Genomic DNA, 17,678 nt, shown 5'->3' with positions numbered 1-17,678 from the left:
AAGGATGGTAGGCGTTGCCTTGATCAAGAACAAGGACCGATCCATCGATTTTTTGCAATGGTCATCAGTTTGTCTTGAACACCCGTGCCGGCCACTCGTCCCACGAATGACGGGGCATCGTGCGCAATTGTTCGGCCCGCGTCATCACCCCCCGCCACATGAACCACGCGACCCCCGGAAGGAACAGGGTCACGCACAGGCGCAGCAGCACCGCCGAGGCGCCCTCCTGACCACCATCGACCAGGATGGTTTCAGCGCAAGCATAGCGACGGGCATAGTCTCCCTCGCATTGGCCGACCCGCTCCTGAACCTGGGGGGCGCGATGGTGCTTCAAGTCATCGGGGGAAAGGTCGCGGATCAGCACGGTTCCGACCACGGCGATCCACAGACAGCACACCACCCCCAAGGCCTTGCCCAACAGGCTGAGGCGTTCGTACAACCGCTCAAGCGGATCGGTGGCGTAATGCGTCATGTCCACTGCCTTGGCTTCTGCCGACCGGTGGAACGGTCTTCGTTTCTACGCTCAGGGTGCCACTTTCGGGCTGTGCGTTTCAACAAAAACGCTGTTCACAACGCAGGCAGACGCACCACGAACACCGAACCGGGCTGACCGTCGTCGCGCTCCTCGACCGAAATGGAACCGCGATGACGTTCGACGATGCGCCGGCACAGGGCCAGACCGACACCGCTGCCGCTGACGCCGCGCCGGTGCAGGCGCTGGAACACCTTGAACACCCGCTCGCGGTCGTTCGGGCCGATGCCGATGCCATTGTCGGCGACACGCAACACCCAATCCCCCCCCTCGCGCCGGGTGGTCACCACCACATGCGGCGGCCGTTCGGGAGAAGCGTATTTGATGGCGTTGCCGAACAGATTTTGAAACAGGCTGACCATCTGGCTTTCGATGGCGACCACCACCGGCAGCGCGCCGATTTCCACCGTCGCCCCGGTCTCGTCGATGGCGGCCAACAGGCTGTCGCGCGCCTTGGCGGCGCAGTCGTCCAGTTCCACCGGGGCGGCCTGGATGTCGGCGCGGCCGATGCGGGAATAGGCCAGCAGATCGTCGATCATGCCGCTCATGCGCTGGACGCCGTCCACCGCCAGGTCGATGAATTCCACCGCCTCGTCCGGCAGCAGATCGCGATAGCCGCGCTTGAGCAAACCGACGAAACCGGAAATGGTGCGCAACGGTTCCTGAAGGTCGTGCGACACCGCATAGGCGAATTGTTCCAGGTCGGCGTTGGAGCGCTTGAGCTCCTCTTCCATGCGCCGCCGCGCGCTGATGTCGCGGAACACCACGACACAACCGCGGCTGCCGTCGGGCAGATCAAGGCGACCGGCGGTATATTCGACCGGAAAGAAGCTGCCATCCTTGCGCCAGAACACCTCGTCGGCGATGACGCACAGTTCGGCCTCGCGCACCCCGCGCTGCATGGCGCAATCCTCGGCCGGATAGGGGGTGCCGTCGGCATGATGGTGGTGCACCAGGGGATGCAGGGGCTGACCCAGCATCTCGATACGGCTGAAGCCGACCTGGGACAAGGCGGCGTCGTTGACGAAGATGACGCGGTCGTCGGCATCCATGCCGATGATGCCCTCGGGCGTCGCCGCCAGCACCGAGGTCAGGCTTTGGTTGACGCGGGCCAGGTCGCGGGCCGCCGCCTCGGCCTCGGCACGGGCCTGCTCGGCGGCGTGGCGGGCGTCCTCGGCCGCCGCCAGCCCGGCCTCCTCGCGCCGGATGCCGGAAAGCGCCAGCCGCCCCGCCATCACCAGCGCCACCATCACCACCGCCAGCAGCGACACCACCTGAAGGGTGAAGACGCGCCAGGGCGCCAACAGTTTGTTCATGGTCTGGCCGACCACCACCACCAGCGGATAGTCGCCGACCCGGTCCCAAGCGTTCAGGCGGTCGAAACCGTCGACCGCCGTGGCGGCGATCACCGCGCTGCCGGTGGATTCGGTTTGCGAGCGCTGCACCGCCCAGGCGTTGGGATAGCGTTTGCCCGGCGGTTCCGGCGGATTGCGGGCGATCAGCACGGAATCGGTGCGGAACAGGGTCACCGCCCGGCCATCGTCGGTATGGGTCTCGGCGAACAGTTTTTCCAGATAGCGTATCTGTACCCCGACCAGCGCCACCGCCAACAGGCGACCATCGGCCGCCCGCACCGCCCGCGAAATGGTCAGGATGGATTCGCCGCTGGTGCGCGACATCACCGGATCGCCGATGACGAAATCGCGGCCGTCGCGATGGGCCTGGAACCAACCGCGGTCCACATAGGACAAGTCCTCGGGAACGCTTTTCTGACTGGACGCCACCAGCCAGCCGTCACCGTCGGCGACCAGGGCGACGCTGACTTCGGACAACGGCTGGACCAACTGCGCCAAGGTGTCCTGCAACGAGGCGCCGCTACGGCGCACGGCATCGACGCCACCCTGGCGGTCCAGTTCGGCCAGCATCTGTTCCAGCAGCACCTCGGACGAGCGCACCACATGGAAAACGTGCCGTGACAGCGCCCGCGCCGTGCCGCGATGGTTGGCGTGGGCCTCGGCCTGCACCGACTGGCGGGCTTGCCACACCAACGCCCCGGCCCCCGCGGTCATGATCCCGACGATCAGGACGGCCAGCAGGGCGAAGGGCACACGGAGACGAGACCGTCGAGAACCGTCATTGGCAGACATGCACCGAAAGTTGAAGCGATTTAACCGAACGGTCAAACGTAAAAACACCTAAGGCAGGCTTGTTCAGCGTTGCGTACCGGGAATGACGGTTGCGGGCTTCCCTTCGCCGCCGGGATGGTTACAGTGAAGGGCGAAGTTTCCTGCCGAAAAGGTCACGCCATCATGAAGATCGGTTTCGCCAAGCCCCAGATTCCCACCGAAGGCGCCGTGGTCGCCGGCGTGCTGGAGGGCAAGGTGCTTGCCGCCACCGCCGCCGAGTTGGATCGTCAGAGCGGCGGCGCGCTGGTCCGCGCCATGAACGCCAGCCGGTTCGAGGGCAAGGCCGGGCAAAGCCTGACCATCCTGGCCCCGGCCGGGCTGGAATTGGGGCGCGTCGTGCTGGTGGGATTGGGCAAGGCGGAAAAACTGGACGCCCTGGCTGCCCAGGCGTTTGGCGGCACCGCCCTGGCCCAGGTGGCCAATTCCGGCGAAACCGTGCTGTCCGTCGCCGCCGACGCCATCGACGGCGCGCCGCTGAACGCGACGGCATTCGCCGCCAATCTGGCTTTTGGTGCCCGTCTGCGGGCCTATCGCTTCGACAAGTACTTCACCACCGAAAAGAAGACCGACAAGCCGTCGCTCAAGAAGCTGAACGTGCTGTCGGCCGCCGCCCCCGCCGCCAAGGCCGCCTATGCCCCGCTTGAGCGGATCGCCGACGGCGTGTTCCTGACCCGCGACGTGGTCAGCGAACCGGCCAACGTCATCTATCCCGAAAGCCTGGCCGCCGAATGCCGCAAACTGGCCGAACTGGGCGTCGACGTCGAGATCCTGGGCGAGAAGCAGATGAAGAAGCTGGGCATGGGGGCGCTGTTGGGCGTTGGCCAGGGCTCGGACCGCGAAAGCCAATTGGTGGTCATGCGCTGGATGGGCGCCAAGGACCAGAAGACGGCGCCGCTGGCGCTGATCGGCAAGGGCGTGTGCTTCGACACCGGCGGCATCTCCATCAAGCCGGCCGCCGGCATGGAGGACATGAAGTGGGACATGGCCGGGGCCGGCGCGGTGATCGGCGCCATGAAGGCGCTGGCCGGCCGTCAGGCCAAGGCCAACGTGGTCGGCGTCGTCGGCCTGGTGGAGAACATGCCGTCTGGCACCGCCCAGCGTCCGGGCGACGTGGTCACCTCGGCCTCGGGCCAGACCATCGAGGTCATCAACACCGACGCCGAGGGCCGTCTGGTGCTGGCCGACGCGCTGTGGTACGCCCGCGAGCATCTCAAGCCGTCGGCGATGATCGACCTTGCCACCCTGACCGGGGCGATCATCATCTCGCTGGGCGGCGAGCATGCCGGGTTGTTCGCCAGCGACGATTCCCTGGCCGAGGCCATTTCCGCCGCCGGCAAGAGCGTGGGCGAGAAGGTGTGGCGCCTGCCGCTGGGCGACGCCTATGACAAGCAGATCAAATCCGACATCGCCGACATGAAGAACACCGGCGGCCGCGAAGCCGGCTCGATCACCGCCGCCCAGTTCCTCAAGCGCTTCACCGGCGACACGCCGTGGGCCCACATCGACATCGCCGGCACCGCATGGTCCAAGAAGGACACCGCCACCTGCCCCAAGGGTGCGACCGCCTTCGGCGTGCGCCTGCTCGACGCCCTGGTGGCGGAACGTTACGAGGAAAAATGACCCAGATCGGCTTTTACCACCTGACCCGCCTGCCCCTGGACCAGGCGTTGCCGCGCCTTTTGGAAAAGGCGCGGGCGGCAGGGCTCAAGGTGGTGGTCATGGCCGGCAGCCGTGAACGGGTCGAACATCTGAACGGCCTGTTGTGGACGTTCAGCGAGGAAAGCTGGTTGCCGCACGGCTCGGCCGCCGATGGCGAGGCCGAGCACCAGCCCATCTGGCTGACCGACCAGGACGAAAACCCCAACGGCGCCACCGTTCTGGTGTTGTGCGACGGTGTCGCCCCGGCCGAGATCGGCCCCTACGACCGTTGCCTGGACCTGTTCGACGGCCGCGACGACGACGCCGTCCAGGCGGCGCGCGAACGGTGGAAGACCTGGAAGGCCCAAAGTCACCAACTGATCTATTACCAGCAAAGTCCGAACGGTGGTTGGGAAGAAAAATCAAGGACTTAGCGTACACCCAATTGATATGCATTGCGCAAAACCACACCTTGGGCTTGCCCGGAACGAGCTGAGAACTTTCCTCGGCTTATACGGCTTCGGCATCGAAGCGGCACGTCGGCTGATGGGCCGCATCCGCGTGCTGTATGACACCTCCGGCAAAACGGTCCATACAGCCACTTACGGAAGAGGTATTATAATACCGCGCATCTAAGTATCTGTTTTTAAACGATTTATTTGCCATTGACTCTGGCGGCGACAATGGCATACTGCGCGACCTTCGGAGGCCGGGTTTGTCCGGTTTCCTCAACTGGTTTTGCCGTGGGTGCCATGAAGACCTATAACGTCAAACCGTCCGAAATTGAGAAGAAGTGGGTTGTGATCGACGCGGACGGCGTCGTTCTGGGCCGCCTCGCCAGCATCATCGCGATGCGCCTGCGTGGCAAGCACCTGCCCACCTTCACCCCGCACATGGACATGGGCGACAACGTGATTGTCGTCAACGCCGAGAAGGTCAAGCTGACCGGCAACAAGCTGGCGGATAAGACCTTCTATTGGCATACCGGCCACCCGGGCGGCATCAAGGGCCGCACCATGGGCCAGTTGCTGAGCGGCCGTTTCCCCGAGCGCGTCATCATCAAGGCCGTCGAGCGCATGATCACCCGTGGTCCGCTTGGCCGCGCCCAGATGAAGAATCTGCGCGTTTACGCCGGCCCCAGCCACCCGCACGAGGCGCAGAACCCGACCGTGGTCGACGTCGCCTCGATGAACCCCAAGAACAAGAGGTAAGCCCAGATGGCCGATCTCTCCAGCCTGGCCGATCTCAAGGCCGCCGCTCCGCAGGCTGACCAGCCCGTGCATGAGCGTAAGGTCGATGCCCAGGGCCGCTCGTATGCCACCGGCAAGCGCAAGAACGCCGTCGCCCGCGTGTGGGTCAAGCCCGGTTCGGGCAAGATCACCGTCAACGGCCGCGACGTCACCCAGTACTTCGCCCGTCCGGTGCTGCGCATGCTGATCAACCAGCCGTTCCAGACCGCCCGCGTCGAGGGTCAGTTCGACATCGTCGCCACCGTCGCCGGTGGTGGCCTGTCCGGTCAGGCCGGCGCCCTGCGCCACGGCATCAGCCGCGCGCTGACCTTCTTCGACCCGGCGACCCGCCCGGCGCTGAAGGCCGGCGGCTTCCTCACCCGCGATCCCCGCGTGGTCGAGCGCAAGAAGTACGGCAAGCACAAGGCCCGTCGTTCCACCCAGTTCTCGAAGCGTTAAGCTTCCGAACTGCCTGTCAGCGAAAAACTGGCAAGAGATCAAGGGCTTGGAGCAATCCAAGCCCTTTTTCCTTGCCTTATGCCGGGCTTATGCTGCCTATTCCAGCCCCTTGACGCCCCTCATCTTCCAGTTCACCAATATATGCGGTTCCTTATGCCTGATGCTGACAACGGGGGGAGCGAACTCCCCTGAACACCACGCGAACAGGCCACCGAGCAGAGAGGGGGATGCGCGATGGTGAGATATGTTGAAAGGCACGAACTCCACGACGGGCGCGTTCTCCTTTACATTGATGGCGACAAGAAAAAGCCCATCTGGAACGCCCGCTTCCGCCTCCCCGGCGTGAACGGCTACACGCTCAAATCCAGCGGCACCACCAACCTTGCCGAAGCCGTGAGTTGGGCAGACAACCTTTTTACCGAGATGAAGGTAAAGGTCAGGAACAACCTCCCCATCAAGGAGCGCAGGTTCAAGGACGCCTTTGAGCTGTGGCTGAAAGAGGGTGCAACTTGCCTGAGCGAGCATCGCCAACGGCTTCATAACAGTATTGGAAAACGCTATTTCGTTGGGTTCTTCGGCGAAATGGACCTTGTGACCATCACGGATGCCAAGGTTGAGGATTATTGGGATTGGCGGCGCAGCTATTGGACAAAAAGCCCCGGCAAAGACGAACTGGCCAATGTGCCGAATGCGGCGATATCGCCCGCCACCGCCACATTGAAGATGGACAAGAGCTTGCTGAACCAAGCCTTCAAATGGTTCAAGCGCAAGGGGTGGATGGTCACTCTCCCCGTGACCACGATCACAAAAAGTCGCTCCAAAAAGGGCGTAGAAAAGGCGTCCACCACGCGCCGCCAGCACTTCACCCCCGACGATATGGCAACCCTTATTGCTTTCCTGGAAGATTGGCCATCCAAGGGCAAGAACGGCCTGCACAAATATTACCGCGCGCTAATGGGACACGCGGTAATGATCTGTTATTATTCTGGATTGCGTCCAAACGAACTTTTCCAACTGCGCTGGTGCGACATAACCCACCACAAGGGCAATGTGATTACCTTTCACATCGCACCGACCACCAAGACCGGCGAACGCACCTGCGTCGTGATGCCGCAAGTCCTGACGCACCTTGAGGAGTTGCACGAGCTGACCGGAAAGCCGATGGACGGCAAGGATTTGGTCATCATCGGCAAGGACGGAAATGCCCCCGAATGGGGCTATAAAACTCTCAAAGCGATGCTGAAAGATGCAGGGGTCGCACGCGACAGCTTTGGCCGCACCAGGACCCTCTACTCGTTCCGCCACACCTATGCAACGGAGCGCCTCCTGGCAGGCGTACCAGTGGACAAACTGGCGAAGAATATGGGCACATCAGTTTCCTACATTGAGAAACACTACGACCACACCCGCAACATCCAGAACGCAGAAACACTGAATAAATCCAACGTCACCATTGACGATGCGGCGGAACTAACGCGACAAACTGTCCTGCCCACCGGTGAAAAGGTCGTGGATATGGATTTCCTGTTAACGGACTGAGTGGACTCCACCCCGCAGGCGCTTATCGGTGGCCTGGGCCGCGCCCAGGGCGGCATCAAGTTCCCCAGCCATCACCGATTCGGCAATGACTATCAGAGCAGCCTCCAGAGCGTCCAGATTGGGGCACGCCACCACCGTCTTGCCGTCGTGGAGCGGCAGGGCACGGTGGCCGTAGAACACCTCCAAGCAGATATGTCCCTGCGGGGAGCGCCAATACCACTTACGGGGGCGCAGGCGCTGGACGCGCTCGCCGCCGTCCTTGCCGGTGATGGTCTTGGTCAGATTGATGGGCTGGCCGCTGCGGGCGGCCTGGATGAATAGCCGCTGATTCTGGATGCCTTTGAGGACGGCAGCGCGAGCCTTGAGGATGGGCGTATCGGCGGCATCGGCAGGGCGGTGTTCGTCGGTGAAGTTGAGCGAGGAAAGCACGATGGGGCCTCAGAAATGTTAGCCTTCCATCGTATCACCCTCCTGTATCTGTCAAGGGCAGGCTGGCAGTAAAGTGCGGGTATAAAGCTCCTGGCTCATCATCAGCCGCAACTCAACATCATCAGGATTGGCAATCTCGCCCATCTTCACCAATCGCCGGGTCGCAATGGACCATATTTTGGCGGCTTCGTCTGCCTCTCGGGCGAGGAAGCTGCTGACCAGCAGATTGCGGAACTCGTCTGCGGTCGTGTGCCATTCGGACAGGAAGGTGAGTTCGTCTTTTCTGAGCAGCAGCAAGGTTTCGTCCTGCGGTTCCACCAGCAGCAGTCGGTGATGGCCTTCCACGCCCCAGACCTGGGTGACGAGGTAGTGGGTCAGGAACTGGCCCACTGCCCTGAAATGGATGCCGTACCGGTCGCGGATCAGGCCGGTGATGGTCGGTGGGATGCGCCAATCGCCCTCTATGGCTTCACGCGTGCCCTCGTGGATGGAGAGGTAAACGCCCGAATCGTCGGCTACAACCATCTCCTCGGAGACCAGGGCCACGCGCATCATTGGTCACCATCCTGGGGGAAATCGCCGCCCGAGAAGCAATGGACCAATGCGGCCCGAAGCCGAGAGATTTGCTCACGATCACCGATCCTAAAGAGATGATGGAGGCGGCCATACAGGGCCACCAGATGGGCCTCGGCCTCCTCAATCTCCTGGATGGTGGCAGCAGCCACCATCACGGCGGCAGCATCTTCAAGCGGAGCCGGTTGTGAATCTTTGATCCGTTGGGGAAAGAACATCAGCCGTTCGTCGTCGGCGGTGAGCTTGAGGGTCAGGAGCGCGTCATCATCGGCGATGATGGGCTGGACCGCGTATCCTACCGCCACGCTATGGCGCAGGAACCGAATCAGCCCATCTAGCGTCGTGTCGGCGTCGGTGGCCGGGTCATCCATCAGCATCTTGGGCGACAGGCTGTTCTTGGCCCAAAGCTGCCGGAACAGCACTCGTCCATCATCGGTCGCCTGGGCATAGGCGCTGTCATCTGGATTCTCTTCACGTTCGGCATCCCACAGCAGAAGATGGATGTTTGGGGCGTTCATTTTGCGCCTCCCTTGCGGCAGCGGGCGGTGATGTCGCGGAACACACCATCCCTAAACTCGGCCACCATCCGGTGGGCGACCTTCCGCGACTCTGAGGCATCAAACCCGAACACGATCAGGTCTCTGAACTCGTCCTCCAGTTCCGTCAGCCGGGTATGGAGTTGAGCCATTGAGTCCACGCTTGGCTGCTTGCCGCGTGCTTTCAATGAACGGACATAGGATGGGCGCTTGCCCATCAGATCACTCATCTGCTCTTGGGTTTCGGCCACCTTGGTGGCACGGCAGGCGCGCATCAGGTCGTCCCAACTCAACATTGGGCACCTCCCTCAACGCGGTCCTGGATGTCGGCACGAACCTTGACCACGAACTCCCTAAGAGTGGCGGTCGTGGGATCAGCCAGTGGGGTGGTCTCAGCCAGCTTCTCCAGTTCACCCAGCAGGCGCATCGCGGCAGCGAGCGATGGCTTGGTCTCGGCGCTTTCGCGGTTACGCCAGTAACCAGGGGAGCACCTGAAGAAGCGACGAGCGAAGTCGCTCTTGGATTGGCAGATGCGCTGGCTGGCGAGGAACCAGTAGAGCGCGTCATAAAGATCAACAGTTTGTGTCATTGGACACCTCCTTTCTCGGATATTTATCCGTGAAGGGGCGAATCGCCTTGTTTGGGGCGATTTTGATGTGTTTTGGCGGCTCTGTGATAAATACCTTTACCAAACTCTACAGGAGCAGCGACGGGGTTCCTCCACCCCATTCCGCCCGAGCACGGCGGACACCATTATGGTAGTTGAGTAGAGCAATGACCGGAGACATACCGACCTCATCGGCCCATATTGGATACCGAGGTTGCGAGCGCCGGGCTGATGGTTCATCAGCGAAAGGGGTCTCTCCACTGCTGGTGGGGAGCAAATGAAATGGGCAGATAGCGTCTGTCCATTCACGCCGCAGGGTAGACGCTTGATTGCTCTGTGGCGTGGCGTGCGCAAGCACAACCGTTGTGGTCGCAAGACCGGATGACCGTCCCCACGGCTGGTACAGGATAACCGCCAGCCGGGTGAATAACCAAAGGACGAGCAAGCAGCAGGCCGAAGGGTCAGATCAGAGACACCCTCCAGCTTACATCCCCCTCATTGATGAGATAGGCGAGGCCCCTGGCTGGCCTCTTTATGCCCGGTCTCATCAATGGGGGGGATTGAGCTATTCGCAGCAAACCTCTGCTATCAATCAGAAACGCAAATCTCAAGAAATCCGCGATTGAGCGTCAGCCGAGCGCAAGCGAGAGCGAGCGAAAATCGCCGGATGTGCGACAGCACAGCCGCTTCACGAGACCAAGCCCTTGTTGGACCTATTGCTCTCCTTGGACTTCTTGCTGCTCCTTGTGCGTGGAGTCAGGGCTGACGCCCGTTGCCGCTGCTGGCTTCGCCACCAGCAGCAACATCCGGCTCCTTGTCGCTGGCGCTCGCTCGCGCTCACGCTTGTGCGACGGAGCCGGGTTACCATTTCCCCTATGGGGTTCCCATTGGGTAGGTGAAGGAACTGGAGCGAGGGGAACCCGCGCGATCACCCCGATGCTACCCCGGTAGCGCCGATGACGGGCCGGAACAGGCCCATTTGTATGCCAAGAAGACTCCCGCCCGATCAATCGGGTGGGTAATAGAGGTCGGGATTCACGAACGTGGAATACAGGTCGCTGCCGCAATCCGAGCGATTCCTGCGCGGCTCGTTGTTCATCGTGTTGGTGAAATAGCACTCCACGTAGCCGCGATAGCGGGCTGCCGTGGCCTGACAGGCCGACACATCAACCTCACCATAGGTCAGTTGTCGCATCGCCTCCTGGAACCGCGCCATCTCCTCACGGGTATCCCTCATAAAGATTTCCCGGCTGTTGTGCTGGACCCAGCCCTGGTCCGACATATCGTAGCTGTTCGCATAGACCTGATTGACCCAGGTATTGACGGTGCGGACGACCTGTTGGCGCAGGCCGTCGCACTCCGTCACCTTCCGCTTCATCTCAAGGGCGCGTTGCTGCTGGGCGCGCTGTTCCGGCGTCGGGGTGTAGCCCCCATTGGGAAAGCCATACATATCGGCAAACGCCGAGGATGGGGCAGTCGTCAGAGCGCCCAGAAGCAGCGCGGCAACGGCGGAGCGGATCATCGTCCCAGCCTTACTGGACGCTTTCAATCTCGGCCTTGCCGGTGGCGATGGTGTAGGCGCAGTTGTAATAGACTGGCTGCTTCTGACCGCGCCCCAGGTCAAGAGTGATGTCCGTGCCGTGAATCTTAATCACGTTGCCATCCGAGGTGGTCCATCCGAACTGGGGCGTCCAGTTAGTTTGTGATCCCGGAACCGCCTTCCGCGCCTCCTGCTGGCAAGCGCCCCAAGCGGCATAGCTCCTTTCATCGGCGGCAAGATACTGCTCGGGCGTGATGCCCCATTTCGCCGCCATCTCCTTGGCCTTCACCAACTTCTCTTGCTGCTCGGCCTCCTTCTTGGCCGCGTCCGCGCTCTGCTTTTGCTGTTCCGCCACAGCGGCAGCTTCCTTCTCTCTAGAAGCTTCAATCTTCATATTCGCGCTGAAGACGAAGAGCAGAGCCGCGACGATGCCCGCGCCTACCTGAAAGCCCCTACGATTCTTGACCAGTCTTTCGTTGGTGACGTTTCCTTTCTGGAGATAGCCGATGAAGATCACCAGTGCGAAGGCAAGCACGAAGGCAATCTGCCCCGAAAACTTGACCAGAAGGGCGATCACGCCCATCAGCAGCAGGAATGCCAGTATGTTCTTCATCGTTCCCCTCTCCACAGGCCGTGCCGCCCCACCGACCGCGTGAGCAAGTCACTTGGGCAGCCCCAATGAGCACAAACTTGATCTATCACATCAAGTTCAGCCCGGCAATCTGCGTCATTCTACGGTGGATATGAAGGGATAATGGGGTTCTGACGCCCCAATGAGGCTCAGGTAAAAATCCGTATGATTGTGTCAATAGGCTCCAACACGCCCCGCACAGAGAATGCGGGGTATGGAAATGGAGCTTGGAAGACGCATTGGGAGTCGAATCCGGCAGTTGCGCGAAGAGCGCGGGCTGACGCAGGCGCAGTTTGCGGAAATGACCGGCAAGGCCGTTGAGACCATCTCCAATATGGAGCGTGGCAAGACGATCCCTGGTCTGCTCACCCTGGATCAGTTCGCCCGGCATCTGGGCGTTCCATTGGAAGAAATGGTGAAGTCCAACCAGCCGGAAGCCGATCCCCATTCCCAGAACGCCGCCATCGTGGCGGCTGCCGCCAGACGGCTGCCCGACAACGAAATGGAGTTGGTGGCGGGGATGATCGGACTGCTGGACAAACAGCGCCGCAAAAGCCGCCGATCCCAGCCGTAACGGCGATCAGGCGGTTTGGTGGACCATTTCGGCCAGCCAGCCCCGGATTGGACGCAAATCCCCACCCATTGGCGCGCCGTCATCTCCACCGCGTCCAGGTCCGTCATCGCCGCCTCGGGTGTCTACGGAGAATACGTTATGCGGTCTGCCCGAACACCTGGGCTAACAGCGATTGGGCCATCTGTTCCGCTGCCGTGGTGGCGCGGTCGTTGAGGGACGAAATGCCCTCCACCTCGGCCACGCGCTGGGCGAACTCTTGCTGGAGAGGCACAGGGGGGGCGGGGATAGGTAAGGCCGTTAGCACATCCATCTCAAGCTTCTTGGTGCCGTGCGCCGCAGTGGAAATCTTCGCGAGCAGATGGTTATGGAGGCACTGAAGGCACCACCGGATGAACTGTTCGCTCATTCCCGGCTTCGGCAACATCGCTTTGAGGTCCTGGTTGATCGCCACCGGAACCGCATTCACACGGATCGGTATGGTGTGGGCAAGGATCATTCCCCGCACCACGATGAGGACTGATCCGGCTGGTATCAGTTTTAGGTTCGTTTCAGCAAAGGCCGCATCAGAAACCTCGTCTTCAGCGGCCACGATTGGGTCAGCTTTCATATCCTTGGCAGAAACCCAGGGCGTACCATCAGCCCAATATCGCGGCTCTTGCTTGGAGGGGGTTGCTCCGCTGACGAAACTAACCTCTGCGTCCAATCTGGAGACAGGCCACCCCTTGGGGTTCGTGGCCGGGTCGCCGAACATATCCACGAACAGCGCCGGGATGATGTCGCGCGCCTTGGCCCGTGCCTCCTCCCGCAGCCGCCGGATGCTGGCCGCGTGATTGAGGATGTCCACGATGTGGCGCTGCTCGTCCAAGGGCAGAACCGGAACGGGAATGCTTTCCAGGTAGCCCGCAGACAGACTGTGGACGGTCGCGCCCTTCTTGACGCCCACGACCAGGGCACGCGGTTCCGCCGCGCGCAAGAGCCAGAAAATGAACTCTGGCAAGAACCTGGTTTCGTCAACCACCAGGGCCTTGATGTCTTGGTTGAAGGCGACCGGGCGAGTGGTTAACCCGATGGGCAGCTTTCTGACCAGAATACCCGAACGCACCACAACCAGGATGCTGGCCGTGGGGACAAGTTTCGTCGCCGATCCCTCCACCGCGTCTGCTGAAATGTGGTCCTCGGCATCGGAAATGCGGTCCTCGCCCATATCCTTCGGGGAAACCCAGGGAATATCGCCCACCCAGAACGAGGCGTTTGCTTTGCTGGGGGTTCCGCCGCTGTAGATCGTCGCCACTTCCCGCAGGGGAACCGTGGCAACCGCAACCGGCTGGATCGCAGTCATCAAGCCACCCGCTCCCGCAGCTTGTCCGCCAGGGCGTCCAGTTCCGACAGGATATCCCCTTCAATGGCGCGAAGCTCGTCCAGCAGTTCCAACGGATCGCGGTGCTCCACCTGGGCCTGGGATTGAGGCCGATACCGACCCGCCGAGAGATTGAAGTCGGCGGCGCGGACGGCATCCAGGCCAGCGAACCACCACTTCTCCGACCATTCCGCGCTTTCGTCGCGTGCCTCCCATTCGCCCCACAGATCGCCACGGCGCTGATAGGCGTCCACCAGCACCGGCAAGTCGTCGGCATCCACCGGGGTGTCGTGATTAGCGTCCAGCTTGTAGCCGTCCGCGTCGGCGTGAAGGAACAGCACCTTGTCGGTGGTGCCGCCCTTGCGGAACAGAAGCACGGAGGTCTTCACGCCCGAATAGGGCTGGAAGACGCCGCCGGGCAGGCTCATCACCGCCTCCACGGTGTTGTTCTCCACCAGTTGGCGGCGCAGTTCCTTGTGCGCTCCGGTGCTGCCGAACAGCACGCCCTCGGGCACGACCACGCCGCAGCGCCCGCCTTCCTTCAGCGAGTTCAGCATATACTTGAGGAAGAGGATTTCGGTGGCGGTGGAGGCGCCCACCTTCACATCGTCCACCACCCGGTCCTTGTCCAGCTTGCCCGAGAACGGCGGATTCGCCAGCACCACATCGTAGCCGTCCAACGGAAGGCCAAGCTCGGCCTTCTCTGTGCGCTCCATCGTGGTCGTCAGCGCATTGCGCTTGAGGATTTGGACATTGGGCAGCCCGCGCAGGGTCAGGTTCATCGTGGCAAGGCGGACCATCTTGGGGTCAACGTCGTTGCCATAGAACGTGGCATTGGAGAGCTTGTTGGTCATCGCCGCCGAGAGCTTGTCGCCCCAGCCACGCTTCACCATCTTGCCGTCCAGTTCTGCCTCAAAGATGCCCGCAGGGGAGGAGTTGGCGAGCCGGATGTGATTGTAGGCAGCCACCAGGAAGCCCGCCGTGCCCGCAGCCGGGTCGTAGATGGTCTCCGTTACCCTGGGGTCCACCATCTCAACGATGGCGCGGATGATGTGGCGCGGGGTGCGGAACTGGCCCAGTTCACCGGCCTGCTTGACCTGCTTCAGCACATATTCAAACAGGTCGCCCTTGGTGTCGGCATCGGCCTCGTCCAGCCGCAGCTTATCAATCAGGCCGACCACCTGGGTGAGCACGGTCGGCTCATCAATGCCCAGTCGCGCGCCGGTCATAAAGTTCATCGCCGACCGCTCGGCCACATCGGTGAAGAATGGAAACACCTCGTCGCGAACCCACCGCACCAGGGTTTCACCGGCCATCACATTCCACTGTGACCACTTCATCCGCTCGGCGGGCACCTTGGCCTGTCCAGGAGCATTGAGGGGATTCTTGATGGCCCACTCACCCGCGAACATTGAGGTGTAGTCGCGCTTGGTCGCCCTTGCCCGCATCAGGTTGTCGGCGTCCATCCCTTCCACGAGATAGAAGAAGAAGAAGAACGAAAGCTGTTCAGCGTTGTTCAGCGGGTCCGGGAAGCCGCCGCCATAGAGGTAGTTGCGGATTTCATCAATGCCGCGCCGAAGGTCGGGGGTAAGGGGCATCGTCTGATCCTATCTCAATGCGCCGAAGGCTGTTCAGGGGCGGGGCCGTCGCCGCCGGGAGCGGCAGGAAACACGGCGGCGTTCAGGCTGGCAAGCATCTCGTTCAGGGCGTCATCGCCGCCGAACACCTGTCGCGCCCGCTGGTAGCCGCCATTGAGGGAAAAGGGCGGCATAGTGAAATGGTAGGCTTGGAACTCCTCCATCTCACCCGCGTTGGCGCGGATTTGGCTCTCAATCATCCGCAGCCAGCGCATCTGCTCGGTGTCAAACGAGCGCCCGACCAGCCACGCCTCAAACAGCAGGCCCAACTCGGTGGCTTTGGCCTCCTGCTCGTCGGTGCGAATCAGGTTGCCGTCCTCGTCAACGGTGAACCATTCGCGGGTGGACGGGTCAATGTGGTCATAGATGTCCAGGGTGAGCAGTTTACGGGGTTGCGCGGTCGGGTCGCGGGGCTTGGACGGAATGACGAATCCGCCCTCACCTGCATCCTCGTCGTCGCCGTGGAAGTCGGTCACGCCCACGAAGTCAAACATCGTGAACGCGGACTTCTTGATGTGCGGGGCCTGCCGGGTGCCGCGCCCGCGCATCTGCTGATAGAGGATGGTGGACTTGGTGAAGCGGGCCATCACCAGATTGACCACCTCGGGGGCGTCAAAGCCGGTGTCCAGCATATTCACCGAGACCAGGACCTTGGGAAACTCCTCGTCCTTGAAACGCTTGATTTTCGTGAAGCCGTCCACGGTGTCGTCTTCGCCCAAGCCCGACACAACGAAATCCGCATAGCGGGTCTGGGGAGACGGCTTCTTGTCGGCGAACTCCTGGTCAAACATATGGGCCAGGGTCTCGGCGTGCTTCTTCGTGACAGCGAACACGATGGTCTTGCCCCAAAGGGGTGCGCGCTTCACGCCGTCTTTGCCGGTGAAGCCCTTCTCCAAGACCTGACGAAACTCGCGCACGATGGCGCGGTTGCGCTCCGGGATAGTGAACTTCCGCTCCAGGGCTGACGGGTCCACGACGATGGAATCCGCACCATTGAACAGGGCCTCAAACTCGGCCTTCGTGGCCTCGTCCATCGCCGACCAATCAAGCTCGTCCCGCTTCACTTCAAACCCGCCCTCGGCGGCGGTCTTGACCGTCAGTGCGCGGTAGATGTGGTAGGGGAGGAGGTTGCCCTCCTGGATGGCCTGTTTCAGCGAATATGTGAACGTCGGCTCCTTAACCTCAAAAAACTTGAGGGTGTCGCGAATGAACTGGCCGTCCTCGGGATCGGGCAGATCATCGGCATCCTTCATCACGCAAGGCGTGGCGGTGAGGCCAACCTGGATACCATCAAAGTGCCGCAGGGTGCCCGACCACTTGCCGTAAATGCTCCGGTGGCACTCGTCCACGACGACAAGCTGGAAATACGATGCGGGGAGCTTGGCGTATTCGCCGATGAAGGTCTGAAGGGTGGAGATGGTGATACGCTTCTCATCCTGGAAGCGGCGGCCACCGCGCAGCACATAGGCGGGGTAATCGGGGAGGTATTCCGCGAAGGCGTCCTCGGCCTGCTTCGCGAGGGTGATGCGGTCCACCAGGAACAACACCCGGCTGACCACATTGGCTTCAAACAGTCGCTTGATGAAGGCGGCAGCGGTTCTGGTTTTGCCAGTGCCAGTCGCCATTGAGACCAGCATCTTGCGGCGGCCCAGGTTGATCTCCTGGCAGAGCGCGTTGATGCAGGCTTTCTGGTAGTCGCGCCCGGCGATCTTGGCGTCAATCGCCACCGTCATCGGGTCAACACGGAGCTTTCGCAGGGCTTCGGCGCGCTCAAGATCGGCCTGGGAGGAGAAGGTGGCGACCTTGCGGGGATGGGCTTCCTTCTCCCACTCCCAGAACCACACCTCCTCGCCGTTCGCCAGGAAGATGAAGGGGACGCCAAGCTGCTTGGCATAGGCCAGGGCCTGCCCCTCGGCCTCAACGGGATTGATGGACGCCTTTTTGGCCTCCACGACCGCCAAGGAATGACCGTGCCGGTTACACAGCACATAGTCGGCCTTGGTCTTATCGGGAAGGACATACTCGTATCGGACGCTCTTCCCGTCCGACAGGCTCCAGCCGACATCCCGTAACTGCGCGTCAATCTTTACGCGACTAAACGCCTCATTGGCCGACATCACGCGACTCCCCCAGCGACTTCAACAGTCTACCGAGGCGACATCGGGGCGACAACCGCGAGATGCTGTGTTAGGTAGTTAAAGCACCAGGGCG

The 17,678-nt window shown here is 61.8% G+C and carries 18 protein-coding genes; 6 read left to right on the top strand and 12 right to left on the bottom strand.

Annotated features, from left to right (window positions below; translation table 11 throughout):
* Positions 1-64: 64 nt before the first annotated feature.
* Positions 65-472, bottom strand: coding sequence for a hypothetical protein (locus G4223_RS17575; protein WP_163682410.1), 408 nt, complete (start codon positions 470-472; stop codon positions 65-67).
* Between the two features lie 95 nt (positions 473-567).
* Positions 568-2,640: an ATP-binding protein gene (locus G4223_RS20425; RefSeq protein ID WP_163682407.1), complete on the bottom strand. Its 2,073-nt coding sequence runs from the start codon at positions 2,638-2,640 to the stop codon at positions 568-570.
* A gap of 201 nt (positions 2,641-2,841) precedes the next feature.
* On the opposite strand from G4223_RS20425, the gene G4223_RS17565 reads away from it, so the two are divergent.
* From G4223_RS17565 to G4223_RS17545, 5 genes are all read left to right on the top strand, one after another.
* Positions 2,842-4,338, top strand: coding sequence for a leucyl aminopeptidase (locus G4223_RS17565; protein ID WP_163682405.1), 1,497 nt, complete (start codon positions 2,842-2,844; stop codon positions 4,336-4,338).
* Positions 4,335-4,790, top strand: coding sequence for a DNA polymerase III subunit chi (locus G4223_RS17560; protein ID WP_163682403.1), 456 nt, complete (start codon positions 4,335-4,337; stop codon positions 4,788-4,790). Before G4223_RS17565 ends, G4223_RS17560 begins: the two co-directional genes overlap by 4 nt.
* A gap of 318 nt (positions 4,791-5,108) precedes the next feature.
* Complete coding sequence (gene rplM, locus G4223_RS17555; RefSeq protein ID WP_163682401.1) at positions 5,109-5,567, top strand: 50S ribosomal protein L13; 459 nt, start codon at positions 5,109-5,111, stop codon at positions 5,565-5,567.
* A gap of 6 nt (positions 5,568-5,573) precedes the next feature.
* Positions 5,574-6,044 (top strand): 30S ribosomal protein S9, encoded by a 471-nt coding sequence (gene rpsI, locus G4223_RS17550; RefSeq protein WP_163682399.1) that lies wholly within the window; start codon positions 5,574-5,576, stop codon positions 6,042-6,044.
* A gap of 234 nt (positions 6,045-6,278) precedes the next feature.
* Positions 6,279-7,583 (top strand): tyrosine-type recombinase/integrase, encoded by a 1,305-nt coding sequence (locus G4223_RS17545; RefSeq protein ID WP_163682397.1) that lies wholly within the window; start codon positions 6,279-6,281, stop codon positions 7,581-7,583.
* On the opposite strand, the gene G4223_RS17540 is transcribed toward G4223_RS17545, so the two are convergent.
* The 7 genes from G4223_RS17540 to G4223_RS17510 form a co-directional block, all read right to left on the bottom strand.
* Complete coding sequence (locus G4223_RS17540; protein WP_163682395.1) at positions 7,572-8,012, bottom strand: hypothetical protein; 441 nt, start codon at positions 8,010-8,012, stop codon at positions 7,572-7,574. The genes G4223_RS17545 and G4223_RS17540 overlap by 12 nt on opposite strands.
* A gap of 51 nt (positions 8,013-8,063) precedes the next feature.
* Positions 8,064-8,567: a hypothetical protein gene (locus tag G4223_RS17535; protein ID WP_163682393.1), complete on the bottom strand. Its 504-nt coding sequence runs from the start codon at positions 8,565-8,567 to the stop codon at positions 8,064-8,066.
* Complete coding sequence (locus G4223_RS17530; protein WP_163682391.1) at positions 8,564-9,103, bottom strand: hypothetical protein; 540 nt, start codon at positions 9,101-9,103, stop codon at positions 8,564-8,566. Before G4223_RS17530 ends, G4223_RS17535 begins: the two co-directional genes overlap by 4 nt.
* Positions 9,100-9,417 (bottom strand): DUF6626 family protein, encoded by a 318-nt coding sequence (locus tag G4223_RS17525; RefSeq protein ID WP_163682389.1) that lies wholly within the window; start codon positions 9,415-9,417, stop codon positions 9,100-9,102. The genes G4223_RS17530 and G4223_RS17525 overlap by 4 nt, the downstream gene beginning before the upstream one ends.
* Positions 9,411-9,710 (bottom strand): hypothetical protein, encoded by a 300-nt coding sequence (locus G4223_RS17520; protein WP_163682387.1) that lies wholly within the window; start codon positions 9,708-9,710, stop codon positions 9,411-9,413. Before G4223_RS17520 ends, G4223_RS17525 begins: the two co-directional genes overlap by 7 nt.
* 1,024 nt (positions 9,711-10,734) lie before the next feature.
* Positions 10,735-11,250, bottom strand: a complete 516-nt coding sequence (locus G4223_RS17515) for a hypothetical protein (protein ID WP_163682386.1) — start codon at positions 11,248-11,250, stop codon at positions 10,735-10,737.
* Positions 11,251-11,260: 10 nt separating this feature from the next.
* Complete coding sequence (locus tag G4223_RS17510; protein ID WP_163682384.1) at positions 11,261-11,881, bottom strand: hypothetical protein; 621 nt, start codon at positions 11,879-11,881, stop codon at positions 11,261-11,263.
* Positions 11,882-12,113: 232 nt separating this feature from the next.
* Here G4223_RS17510 and G4223_RS17505 point away from each other — a divergent pair, with 232 nt between their 5' ends.
* Entirely contained in the window at positions 12,114-12,473 is a 360-nt protein-coding gene (locus G4223_RS17505) for a helix-turn-helix domain-containing protein (protein WP_163682382.1), read from the top strand.
* Between the two features lie 136 nt (positions 12,474-12,609).
* Here the strand turns inward: G4223_RS17505 and G4223_RS17500 are convergent, their stop codons facing one another.
* Genes G4223_RS17500 through G4223_RS17490 form a run of 3 tightly spaced genes read right to left on the bottom strand, consistent with a single transcriptional unit; the run spans position 12,610 to position 17,584 of the window.
* A complete protein-coding gene (locus tag G4223_RS17500; protein ID WP_163682380.1) occupies positions 12,610-13,812 on the bottom strand; it encodes a restriction endonuclease subunit S in 1,203 nt (400 codons plus the stop codon).
* Positions 13,812-15,428, bottom strand: coding sequence for an HsdM family class I SAM-dependent methyltransferase (locus tag G4223_RS17495; RefSeq protein ID WP_163682378.1), 1,617 nt, complete (start codon positions 15,426-15,428; stop codon positions 13,812-13,814). The genes G4223_RS17500 and G4223_RS17495 overlap by 1 nt, the downstream gene beginning before the upstream one ends.
* Before the next feature lie 14 nt (positions 15,429-15,442).
* The gene (locus tag G4223_RS17490; protein ID WP_205762560.1) at positions 15,443-17,584 is read right to left on the bottom strand and encodes a type I restriction endonuclease subunit R; all 2,142 of its coding nucleotides are present in this window, start codon (positions 17,582-17,584) and stop codon (positions 15,443-15,445) included.
* Between the last annotated feature and the right edge of the window lie 94 nt (positions 17,585-17,678).

This window comes from Magnetospirillum aberrantis SpK (assembly GCF_011022235.1).
Taxonomy (GTDB): domain Bacteria; phylum Pseudomonadota; class Alphaproteobacteria; order Rhodospirillales; family Magnetospirillaceae; genus Magnetospirillum; species Magnetospirillum aberrantis.
Note: the sequence above shows the minus strand (reverse complement) of the source record. Positions and strands in the feature narration are given on the sequence as shown.

What these genes read in the sequence shown, in the direction of transcription:
- G4223_RS17560 (WP_163682403.1), top strand. Translation starts at nt 4,335, where the DNA reads ATGACCCAGATCGGCTTTTACCACCTGACCCGCCTGCCCCTGGACCAG.
- G4223_RS17525 (WP_163682389.1), bottom strand. Translation starts at nt 9,417, where the DNA reads ATGTTGAGTTGGGACGACCTGATGCGCGCCTGCCGTGCCACCAAGGTG.
- G4223_RS17545 (WP_163682397.1), top strand. Translation starts at nt 6,279, where the DNA reads ATGGTGAGATATGTTGAAAGGCACGAACTCCACGACGGGCGCGTTCTC.
- G4223_RS17500 (WP_163682380.1), bottom strand. Translation starts at nt 13,812, where the DNA reads ATGACTGCGATCCAGCCGGTTGCGGTTGCCACGGTTCCCCTGCGGGAA.
- G4223_RS17565 (WP_163682405.1), top strand. Translation starts at nt 2,842, where the DNA reads ATGAAGATCGGTTTCGCCAAGCCCCAGATTCCCACCGAAGGCGCCGTG.
- G4223_RS17575 (WP_163682410.1), bottom strand. Translation starts at nt 472, where the DNA reads ATGACGCATTACGCCACCGATCCGCTTGAGCGGTTGTACGAACGCCTC.
- G4223_RS17535 (WP_163682393.1), bottom strand. Translation starts at nt 8,567, where the DNA reads ATGATGCGCGTGGCCCTGGTCTCCGAGGAGATGGTTGTAGCCGACGAT.
- G4223_RS17490 (WP_205762560.1), bottom strand. Translation starts at nt 17,584, where the DNA reads ATGTCGGCCAATGAGGCGTTTAGTCGCGTAAAGATTGACGCGCAGTTA.
- G4223_RS17495 (WP_163682378.1), bottom strand. Translation starts at nt 15,428, where the DNA reads ATGCCCCTTACCCCCGACCTTCGGCGCGGCATTGATGAAATCCGCAAC.
- G4223_RS17530 (WP_163682391.1), bottom strand. Translation starts at nt 9,103, where the DNA reads ATGAACGCCCCAAACATCCATCTTCTGCTGTGGGATGCCGAACGTGAA.
- rplM (WP_163682401.1), top strand. Translation starts at nt 5,109, where the DNA reads ATGAAGACCTATAACGTCAAACCGTCCGAAATTGAGAAGAAGTGGGTT.
- G4223_RS17510 (WP_163682384.1), bottom strand. Translation starts at nt 11,881, where the DNA reads ATGAAGAACATACTGGCATTCCTGCTGCTGATGGGCGTGATCGCCCTT.
- G4223_RS17515 (WP_163682386.1), bottom strand. Translation starts at nt 11,250, where the DNA reads ATGATCCGCTCCGCCGTTGCCGCGCTGCTTCTGGGCGCTCTGACGACT.
- G4223_RS17505 (WP_163682382.1), top strand. Translation starts at nt 12,114, where the DNA reads ATGGAAATGGAGCTTGGAAGACGCATTGGGAGTCGAATCCGGCAGTTG.
- G4223_RS17520 (WP_163682387.1), bottom strand. Translation starts at nt 9,710, where the DNA reads ATGACACAAACTGTTGATCTTTATGACGCGCTCTACTGGTTCCTCGCC.
- rpsI (WP_163682399.1), top strand. Translation starts at nt 5,574, where the DNA reads ATGGCCGATCTCTCCAGCCTGGCCGATCTCAAGGCCGCCGCTCCGCAG.